This window comes from Caulobacter sp. D5 (assembly GCF_003185805.1).
In the GTDB taxonomy this organism is placed as follows: Bacteria; Pseudomonadota; Alphaproteobacteria; order Caulobacterales; family Caulobacteraceae; genus Caulobacter.
Map to the genome: position 1 here is coordinate 1 of NZ_QHJY01000410.1, position 9,001 is coordinate 9,001.

Consider the following 9,001-nt stretch of genomic DNA (forward strand, 5'->3'; position numbering starts at 1 on the left):
GAAGGTGTCGGCGATAGCCGACGGATGAGGGGTCTCTCAAACGCAAAACGCCGCGACAGCTGATCGGCTGTCGCGGCGTTTCTGTACGTGCAACCCCTCACCCGACCCCACTTCGCGGGGCCACCCTCTCCCGCAAGGGGAGAGGGAACGTGACTAGGCCACGCAGGCCTCGAAGCCCTTTTTCAGCTCGGCTTCATCCAGGTCGCGGCCGATGAAGACCATGCGGCTGTAGCGGTTGTCCTTGTCGGTCCAGGGGCGCTGGAAGTCGCCTTCCAGGATCATGTGCACGGCCTGGAACACCAGGCGGCGCTCCTCGCCCTTCACGTCGATGATGCCCTTGGCGCGCAGGATGTCGACGCCCTTGGCGGCCAGCAGGTTGTTGAGCCAGACGGTGATCTTCTGGCCGTCCACCGGCTTGTCGAGCGTCAGGGAGATCCCCTTCACGCCATCGTCGTGGATGTCGCTCTTGTGGTCGTGCCCATGATCATGACCGTGGTGATGGTCGTGACCGCAGTGCTCGTCATGCACGTGGTCATGGTCGTGGTGATGGTGGCCATGATCGTGGCCGCAATGCTCGTCGTGCACATGGCCCGGCTCGCCGTGGCCGGGGTTGAGGAAGTCCGGCTCCAGCTCGGTGATCCGCTCCAGGTCGAAGCTGTGCTTGCCGATGATGGCGCTCAGCGGAACGTTCGAGCGCTGGGCGCGGTGGATCGGGGCCAGCGGGTTGATCTTGCGGATCCGGGCCTCGACGTGGCGCAGGTCGTTCTCGTCCACGAGGTCGGTCTTGTTGAGCACGATCTGGTCGGCGAAGGCGATCTGCTCGACGGCTTCCTTGCTGTCCGACAGCCGCAGCATGATGTGCTTGGCGTCCACGAGGGCGGTGACCGAGTCGAGATAGGTGCGGGCCTTGACGTCCTCGTCGACGAAGAAGGTCTGGGCCACCGGGCCCGGATCGGCCAGGCCCGTGGTCTCGACGACGATGGCGTCGAAGCCGCCCTTCCTCTTCATCAGGCCGGACAGCACCCGGATCAGGTCGCCGCGCACCGTGCAGCAGACGCAGCCGTTGTTCATCTCGAACACTTCTTCGTCGGCCCCGACCACCAGGTCGTTGTCGATGCCGACCTCGCCGAACTCGTTGACGATCACGGCGTAGCGCTTGCCGTGCTCCTCGGTGAGGATGCGGTTGAGCAGCGTGGTCTTGCCGGCGCCGAGATAGCCGGTCAGCACGGTGACGGGGATCTTGCCGGGGGCGGAAGCGGTCTGGGTCATGGCGGGTATTTAGGGGGCCTGGGGCGGAAGCGAAAGCGTCAGTGCGTGGCCCTCGTCCTTCGACAGGCTCAGGATGAGGACCAAGGCACGGCCGAGCAGTCGAAAACCTCATCCTGAGCTTGTCGAAGGACGAGGTTTTCGCGCCCTACGTCTTCAGGAACGCCACCGCAAGGCCGACCAGCACCAGGGCCGCGCCGAGGATGGTCTCCTCGTAGCGCTCCAGCCAGTCGAGGTTCAGGCGGCGCACGCCGGCGAGGCTCAGGCCCGTGAACAGCAGCATCCCCGCCGCCGTCGCCGCCAGCAGCACGACGCTGAGCAGCAGGAAGGCGGCCCAGCCGTGCTTCATCCCGGCCAGGTAATAGGGAAGGAAGGCCTCGCAGGGCGACAGGGTCAGCAGCACCACCAGGGCCATGATCGCCGCCCGGTCCGAGGTGTAGGCCTTGCGGCCGGCCTCGGGCAGGCCGTGGCTGTGACGGCCCCGCGCTATATAAAAGAGACCGACGGCGACCATCAGCCCGCCGACCACCCAGTGGAACAGGCCGCCCAGCTTCGGCTCCAGCGCCAGGCCGGCGATCACCAGAAAGAGGCCCAGCAGGATGGTCAGGGCCACGTGGCCCAGGCCCGCCAGCAGGGTGACGCTCAAGGTCCGCGCCGCCGACCATTTCTGCGCGCGGCCGACCAGCACGAACGGCAGCCAATGGGTTGGCAGGGCCGCATGCAGGAAGGCCACCATGAAGCCGGTGGCCGCGATCGAGGCGAAGAAGGCGGACGTCACGCCCGCGCTATAGCCTGTTACAAAATAACGAGCCAGAGGACTCGTGCGCCGACGGCTGCTCGCCTCGCCTGGCGGTGGTAGAAGCATGGCCATGACGCCCGGTCCGGAACTGCAAGCCGCCATCGACGCGGCCTATGACGTGTTCGCCGCCTATCGTCGTCCCGGCCGGCTGGAGGCCGCGCCCACGCGCGATCCGGACCGCATCCTGGCGGACCTGACCTCGGCGCCGCTGCGGGAACTGAATTCCGAACGGATCAGCTATTATGCCGGCAAGGCCATGACCACGGTCGGCGACGACAGGGATTATCGTCACTTCCTGCCTCGGCTTCTCGAACTCGCCGCCCAGAAAGACTGCGGCGACATGGGAACCGATCCCGAGGAACTGGCCCGCAAAACCGTCCATGGCGACTTCAAGAAGTGGCCGCGCGACGAGCGTGCGGCGGTGATCGGCGTCTTCACGGCCGCCGCGCGCCAGGCGATCGGCGAGGCGCTCGACCAGGCCACCCCGGAGCCGTGGCTGATCGGCCTGGGCGAGCTGGGCGAATCCGTTTCGCCGCTTCTGCAGGCCTGGCTGGCCGCCACGTCTGTGGACGCGGGGCTGCACCTGGTCGAGGCGGTCCGGTCCGAAGCCTTCCGCTCCGATCGCGACGCTCCGACCCAATCTCATCCCGAGGCCCTGGCCGTGCGGCTCTGGCTGCGGGGTCCGGCGGTCCGCGAACGGCTGGAGGCCCTGCTTTTCGAGGTCCCCGAGGACGAAACCTGGCGTGTCGAGGCCGCCCTGATCGAAAGCGCCATGACCGACTGACCCGAGCCTGTGGCAGGGCCGCATATTGAATCTCGTCAAGCGCTTGAGAGGCGTCCTTGGCCGTTGACTCACAGCCTTTCGGCGCTATAAGTGCGCCCCTCTCGCCCGCCGGGTCTCCTCGCGGGCGTTCCGTTATTTTGCGAACAGCACGTTATTTAAGGCGCTAACCTATGTACGCGGTCATCAAAACCGGCGGCAAGCAGTACCGGGTCCAAGCCGGCGACCTGCTGGTCGTCGAGAAGCTCGACGGTCAACCTGGCGCGGAAGTCGCGTTCGGCGAAGTTCTGCTGCTGGGCGAAGGCGAGGCCGTGACGGTCGGCGCCCCCACCGTTGACGGCGCCGTCGTCAACGCCACCCTGATCGAAACCCGCAAGGGCGAGAAGGTGAAGATCTTCAAGAAGATCCGCCGTCAGGGCTACCGCCGCACCCGCGGTCACCGCCAGACCGAGTCGGTCCTGCGCGTGACGTCGGTTTCGGGCGCCGGCAAGGAAACCAAGTGGGACGGCGCGATCGACCTGACCCCGAAGGTCATCCTCGACGCCCGCGCCCGCGGTCTCGGCGACGCCGCCGTGCCGGCCACCATCCCGGAAGCTCCGGTGAAGGCCGAAGCCGCCCCCGCTCCGAAGAAGAAGGCCGCGCCGAAGAAGGCCGCGGCTTCGGAAGCTCCGGAAGCTGAAGCCTAAGATCCGCCAGGGTCTTTTTTGGAATTGATCTGACCCAGGTCCGCTCGCGGAAACCGGGTCGAAGATTAGGAGAGCATCATGGCTCACAAGAAATCTGGCGGCTCGTCGAGCAACGGTCGCGACTCGGAATCGAAGCGCCTTGGCGTAAAGAAGTTCGGCGGCGAGAAGGTTCTCGCCGGCAACATCCTCGTGCGTCAACGCGGCACCAAGTTCTACCCGGGCGCCAATGTCGGCATCGGTAAGGACCACACCCTCTTCGCTCTCGTGCAGGGCGCCGTGGGCTTCGTGACCAAGAAGAACAACCGTACCTACGTGACCGTGGCCCCGGTGGCCCAGGCCGCCGAATAGTACGATCAGAAGTCTCCCTTCGGATCGTGCTTCCAAAAGAAGACGATCCGGACGCGACGAATACGAAGCGGGCAGTCCGGACGCCGGACTGCCCGCTTTTGTTTTGTCCACGCTCCACGAAATAGCCCCACGATGGCAATTGGAGCGTCACGGTCCCGCACTATCTGAGGCCTGTCGGAGCGACGGCCTCGGCGTGAAGAAGGACCGGGAAAGGGAGACGCGCCATGTGCGTGATCGAAAGAAGCCCCGTCATCGAGACGCGGCGGCTGACGCTGCGGGCTCCGGACATGTCCGACGCGCCGCGCATCGCCAGCCTGGGCGCTGACTACGCCATCCCCAAGATGACCACCCGCATGCCCTGGCCCTACGGCCTCGGCGACGCCGAAGAGTTCGTGGCCCGCGTGCAGTCGCAGGACTGGAGCCGCGCGGCCACCTTCGCCATCGAACTGGAAGACGCCGGCGTCGTCGGCGTGCTGGGCTTCTTCCCCAACGAGGACGGCCGGCTCGAGGTCGGCTACTGGATCGGCCGGCCCTTCTGGGGTCGGGGCCTGGCCACCGAAGCCCTGCAGGGCGGCCTGTCCTGGGCCGCGCACGACTGGCGTCGCAAGCTGGTCGTCGCCGGCCACTTCGCCGACAACCCCGCCTCCGGCCAGGTCCTGATCAAGGCCGGCTTCCTCTATACCGGCGTCGTCGAGGACAAGCTCTCGGTGTCGCGCGGGGCGAGCGTGCCGACGCGGATGATGGTGTGGCTGGCCTAGCTTGAACCCTCTCTCTTTGAGAGAGGGAGGGGCCCGCGCTGCAAGCGTGGGAGGGTGAGAGGTAACAAACTCACCGGATGAAGCTCGGCTTGGGTTTCCCGGCCGACGGTGTAACCCCTCACCCTCCCACCGCTTCGCGGCGGGCCCCTCCCTCTCCCTATGGAAGAGGGACTTGGGACAGGTGGGCAAATTCTGCACATCATGTAGAATGCATACCCATAATATGGGAGGCATCATGCATCGTCGCGTTCTGGCTGGTCTGGCGCTCGCTCTGGCGCTCTCGGCGCCCGCCGCCGCTTTGGCCGAAGCCAAGAAGCCCCTCTATCGCGACCCGGTGTTCGACGGCGCGGCCGACGTCGCCATCGCCTGGGACAAGACCGAGAAGCTTTGGCGGATGTTCTACACCAACCGCCGCGCCACCCTGAAACTGGAAGACCCCAAGGACGTGGCCTGGCTGCACGCCACCGCCATCGGCGTGGCGACTTCCAAGGACGGCCTCTCCTGGACCTACGCCGGCACGGCCAATATCCCGGCCGCCTGCACCGGCGAGACCCTGTGGGCGCCGGAGATCTTCACCGAAAACGGCGTCCACCACATGTTCCTGACCGTGGTGCCGGGGATCTTCCACCGCTGGAACCTGCCGGAAGCCGGCGCGAAGATCGTCCACCTGACCTCGACCGATCTTACGGCCTGGACCTGCGCCGACACCCTGGACCTCGGCTCGGACCGGGTGATCGACGCCGGCGTCATCAAGGCCCCGCAGGGCGGCTATCGCCTGTGGTTCAAGGACGAGCGCAAGGACAGCCGCATCTTCTTCGCCGACAGCCCGGACCTGAAGACCTGGACCCGCCAGCCGGCCTTCGTCGCCGACTTCGCCGGCGAGGGACCCAAGGTGTTCTTCTTCGAAGGGTCGTGGTGGATGATCGCCGACGCCTGGAAGGGCCTGGCCGTGCTGCGGTCCAAGGACGCCGCCACCTGGGAGCGCCAGCCGGGCTTCATCCTCGACAAGCCGGGCAGCCAGCCCACCGACCGCGACCTTGGCCACCACCCCGATGTCGTCGTCAACGACGGCCGGGCGCTGCTCTATTACTTCGTCGGCCAGGGCAAGGAAGACGAGGCCAAGACCGATCCCATCTGGAACCAGCGCACGGTGATCCAGCTGGGCGAGTTGAAGGTGGTGGACGGCTGGCTGGCCGTGGACCGCGAGGCTGTTGTGAGCAAGGGGCTGAAGGCGCCGCGCTGAAGACCCTCCCCCTGAAGGGGGAGGTGGCCCGGAGGGCCGGAGGGGGAAGTTTCTGATGAGTCCAATGACGTCCGTCGGCGGGAGCAGCCACTGCCCCCTCCGTCGGCTTCGCCGACACCTCCCCCTTCAGGGAGAGGGTTCTTCTAAGCCGCCCGGTGGGTGTGGATCACCTTCTGCGGGCCTTCTCGGAAGCGCTTTTCGGCCGTCACGATCCGCTCGCACAGGGCGTCCAGGTCGCTGAGCAGCGAATAGGTGGCGTAGATCGGGATTTCCATCATCGCCACCTGCGCCCGGGGCATGAACTCGCAGTACTTCTTCCACGAGATGTGGCTGTCGCGGGCGTTCATGGCGCGCTGGCCGAGCGGGTTCCACAGGTCCAGATCGACCAGCTCGTCGCGGCATTCCTTCATCACCGGCAGGGCGATGTAGAGGAACAGGAAGGTCGGGGTGGCCGCGCGGCTGAACTGCGGCTGCACCTGCATGTGCCAGATGCGGAAGGCCTCGAAGAAGTTGGCCTTGCGGGTCGGGTCCGGCGGCAGCCAGGTGGCTTCGGTGTTGATCACCTCGGCGGCGCTGGCGGCGCGCTTGATCAGCTCGTCGGCGCTGCGGCCGCCGGCCATGGTCTTCGACAGGGCGGCGACCGGGATGTTCAGCTTCTTGGCGACGTCGGTGAAGCTGACCTGCTGGCCGCCCATCGGGGTGAACTGGCCGAAATTGGGGGCGTTTGGGGCCTTGGCGCGGCGGATGGCGGCGGCCTCGTGCTCGATCTTCTGGGCCTCGCGCTTCTTCTCGGCCTGGAGGCGATCGAAGTCGGCTTCGTGCGCGGCCTGCTCTTCCGGCGTCATCCAGCGGGCGCGACCGGGGCCGTAGGTGCGCTCGAGCCGGTTGATCAGGACCAGGACATGGTTTTCGGACGGGCGGGTGCCGATGTCGCCGAGGAAGGCGCGGAAGTCGCGCCACGTGCCGGTCACGCCGGTGCCGCGGCTCATCAGGATGTTGCGATGGATCGAGGCCTCGCCGGCGTATTTGCGGCAAAGCGTCTGCAGAGTCAGATCCTTGAGATCCTGATCCAGTTCGCCTCTGACGTTCGCATCCGTCGACAACGCCAGCCTCCCCCTCCACGAGAAATAGAGAATTTTCGCCCCGGGACCGTTTGTCGCACCCGTACGTTTAACATTTCGTCACGATACCGAACAGCGTTCAAGGCAGCGCTTGTTTGTCGCAATCCCGACACGGGAAGCGTCCGAACGCACTTTCTCGAGGTTGCGCCAAGTCCATTTTACTCGACGCGAAACCCGTGTTGAGACAAAAGACGCCCATGAAATTCCTGGATCAATGCAAGATCTTCATCCGCTCCGGAAACGGCGGCGGCGGGTCGGTGTCTTTCCGACGCGAGAAGTACATCGAATACGGCGGCCCCGACGGCGGGGACGGCGGTCGCGGCGGCGACATCTGGATCGAGGCCGTCGAAGGCCTGAACACCCTGATCGACTACCGCTATCAGCAGCACTTCAAGGCCGGCACCGGCGTGCACGGCATGGGCCGCCAGCGCCATGGCGCGGCCGGCGACGACATCCTGCTGAAGGTCCCCGTCGGCACCGAGGTGCTGGAAGAGGACAAGGAAACCCTGATCGTCGACCTCGACACGGCGGGCATGCGCGTGCAGCTGGCCAAGGGTGGCAACGGCGGCTGGGGCAACCTGCACTTCAAGGGTCCGGTCAACCAGGCCCCCACCTGGGCCAACCCCGGCCAGGAAGGCGAGGAGCGCTGGCTTTGGCTGCGGCTGAAGCTGATCGCCGACGTCGGCCTGGTGGGCCTGCCCAACGCCGGCAAGTCGACCTTCCTGGCCGCGGCCAGCGCCGCCAAGCCGAAGATCGCCGACTATCCCTTCACCACCCTGACGCCCAACCTCGGCATGGTCGATCTGTCGACCAGCGAGCGCTTCGTCCTGGCCGACATCCCCGGCCTGATCGAAGGCGCCAGCGAGGGCGCGGGTCTGGGCACCCGGTTCCTCGGCCACGTCGAGCGCTCGGCCACCCTGATCCACTTGGTGGACGCCACCCAGGACGACATCGTCGGCGCCTGGACCACCATCCGCGGCGAACTCGAAGCCTATGGCGACGAGCTGGCCGACAAGTCCGAGATCCTGGCGCTCAACAAGATCGACGCCCTCGACGAGGAGACCCTCGCCGAGAAGATCGCCGAGCTGGAGGCCGCCGCCGGCGTCCGACCGATGCTGGTCTCGGGCGTCTCGGGCCAGGGCGTGACCGAACTGCTGCGCGCCGCCTACCGCCAGGTGCGCGAGCGTCGCGGCGAGGTCATTCCCGACGACGAGGACGAAGGGCCGATCGAGGAGACGCCGGGGGGCTGGCAGCCGTGAACCTGGGGGTCGGGGGACCGCTGGGCCAGGCCCGGCGGATCGTGTTCAAGGTCGGCTCGGCCCTGCTGGTCGACGCTGCCACCGGCGCGGCCAACAAGCCGTGGCTGGAGGCCTTCTGCGCCGACGCCGCGGCCCTGCGCGCGGCCGGCAAGCAGGTGGTCGTGGTCTCGTCCGGCGCGGGAGCCCTGGGCCGCCGTCGCCTGGGCCTCTCGGGCCGCAAGACCACCCTGCCGGAAAAGCAGGCCGCCGCCGCCGCCGGCCAGAGCCTCCTGATGCGGGCCTGGGAAGAGGCGTTCGAGCCGCACGGCGTCGGCGTCGCCCAGATCCTGATGACCCGCGACGACACCGAGATCCGCCGCCGCTGGCTGAACGCCCGCGCCACGGTCGAGACCCTGCTGTCGCTGGGCGTGGTGCCCGTGGTCAACGAGAACGACACGGTGGCCACCGAAGAGATCCGCTACGGCGACAACGACCGCCTGGCCGCGCGCGTCGCCCAGCTGGCCGGCGCCGACCTCTTGGTGCTGCTGTCCGACATCGACGGGCTCTACACCGCCGATCCGCGCCGCGACCCGACCGCCACCCACATCGCCCGCGTCAGCGAGATCACCCCGCAGATCGCCGGCATGGCCGAAGGCGCCAACGCCTCGGCCGGGGTCGGCACCGGCGGCATGGCCACCAAGATCGCCGCCGCCCGCATCGCCCGGGCCGCCGGCTGCGCCACCCTGATCACCCTGGGCTCG

The 9,001-nt window shown here is 67.2% G+C and carries 10 protein-coding genes and 1 pseudogene; 8 read left to right on the forward strand and 3 right to left on the reverse strand.

All coding sequences use genetic code 11. From position 1 onward, the window contains the following. Positions 1-153: 153 nt before the first annotated feature. Both DMC18_RS22230 and DMC18_RS22235 read right to left on the reverse strand, forming a co-directional pair. The gene (locus DMC18_RS22230) at positions 154-1,269 is read right to left on the reverse strand and encodes a GTP-binding protein (protein ID WP_110119194.1); all 1,116 of its coding nucleotides are present in this window, start codon (positions 1,267-1,269) and stop codon (positions 154-156) included. 145 nt (positions 1,270-1,414) lie between these two features. Then, positions 1,415-2,044: a hypothetical protein gene (locus DMC18_RS22235; protein WP_110119192.1), complete on the reverse strand. Its 630-nt coding sequence runs from the start codon at positions 2,042-2,044 to the stop codon at positions 1,415-1,417. 91 nt (positions 2,045-2,135) lie between these two features. Here DMC18_RS22235 and DMC18_RS22240 point away from each other — a divergent pair, with 91 nt between their 5' ends. From DMC18_RS22240 to DMC18_RS22260, 6 genes and pseudogenes are all read left to right on the forward strand, one after another. Beyond that, the gene (locus DMC18_RS22240; RefSeq protein WP_110119190.1) at positions 2,136-2,849 is read left to right on the forward strand and encodes a hypothetical protein; all 714 of its coding nucleotides are present in this window, start codon (positions 2,136-2,138) and stop codon (positions 2,847-2,849) included. Between the two features lie 170 nt (positions 2,850-3,019). Next, positions 3,020-3,532, forward strand: a complete 513-nt coding sequence (gene rplU / locus DMC18_RS22245) for a 50S ribosomal protein L21 (RefSeq protein ID WP_110119189.1) — start codon at positions 3,020-3,022, stop codon at positions 3,530-3,532. 78 nt (positions 3,533-3,610) lie between these two features. Then, on the forward strand, positions 3,611-3,880 hold the full coding sequence (gene rpmA, locus DMC18_RS22250; RefSeq protein ID WP_110119187.1) for a 50S ribosomal protein L27: 270 nt from the start codon (positions 3,611-3,613) through the stop codon (positions 3,878-3,880). Between the two features lie 224 nt (positions 3,881-4,104). Then, positions 4,105-4,638: a GNAT family N-acetyltransferase gene (locus tag DMC18_RS22255; protein ID WP_110119185.1), complete on the forward strand. Its 534-nt coding sequence runs from the start codon at positions 4,105-4,107 to the stop codon at positions 4,636-4,638. Between the two features lie 92 nt (positions 4,639-4,730). Continuing rightward, positions 4,731-4,808, forward strand: a pseudogene (locus DMC18_RS27060) (hypothetical protein); the annotation flags it as partial. A 65-nt stretch (positions 4,809-4,873) separates the two neighbouring features. Then, positions 4,874-5,881, forward strand: coding sequence for a glycoside hydrolase family 43 (locus tag DMC18_RS22260; protein ID WP_199228393.1), 1,008 nt, complete (start codon positions 4,874-4,876; stop codon positions 5,879-5,881). Positions 5,882-6,024: 143 nt separating this feature from the next. Here the strand turns inward: DMC18_RS22260 and DMC18_RS22265 are convergent, their stop codons facing one another. Further along, complete coding sequence (locus DMC18_RS22265; RefSeq protein WP_110133319.1) at positions 6,025-6,984, reverse strand: hypothetical protein; 960 nt, start codon at positions 6,982-6,984, stop codon at positions 6,025-6,027. Positions 6,985-7,199: 215 nt separating this feature from the next. On the opposite strand from DMC18_RS22265, the gene obgE reads away from it, so the two are divergent. Both obgE and proB read left to right on the forward strand, forming a co-directional pair. After that, positions 7,200-8,261: a GTPase ObgE gene (gene obgE, locus DMC18_RS22270; protein ID WP_110119181.1), complete on the forward strand. Its 1,062-nt coding sequence runs from the start codon at positions 7,200-7,202 to the stop codon at positions 8,259-8,261. After that, positions 8,258-9,001: glutamate 5-kinase (proB, locus tag DMC18_RS22275; protein ID WP_110133320.1), on the forward strand; the 744-nt coding region annotated here is incomplete at its 3' end. The genes obgE and proB, both read left to right, overlap by 4 nt.

Coding starts and splice junctions, on each gene's coding strand:
- DMC18_RS22230 (WP_110119194.1), bottom strand. CDS start 1,269: ATGACCCAGACCGCTTCCGCCCCCGGCAAGATCCCCGTCACCGTGCTG.
- DMC18_RS22240 (WP_110119190.1), top strand. CDS start 2,136: ATGACGCCCGGTCCGGAACTGCAAGCCGCCATCGACGCGGCCTATGAC.
- rplU (WP_110119189.1), top strand. CDS start 3,020: ATGTACGCGGTCATCAAAACCGGCGGCAAGCAGTACCGGGTCCAAGCC.
- rpmA (WP_110119187.1), top strand. CDS start 3,611: ATGGCTCACAAGAAATCTGGCGGCTCGTCGAGCAACGGTCGCGACTCG.
- DMC18_RS22255 (WP_110119185.1), top strand. CDS start 4,105: ATGTGCGTGATCGAAAGAAGCCCCGTCATCGAGACGCGGCGGCTGACG.
- DMC18_RS22260 (WP_199228393.1), top strand. CDS start 4,874: ATGCATCGTCGCGTTCTGGCTGGTCTGGCGCTCGCTCTGGCGCTCTCG.
- obgE (WP_110119181.1), top strand. CDS start 7,200: ATGAAATTCCTGGATCAATGCAAGATCTTCATCCGCTCCGGAAACGGC.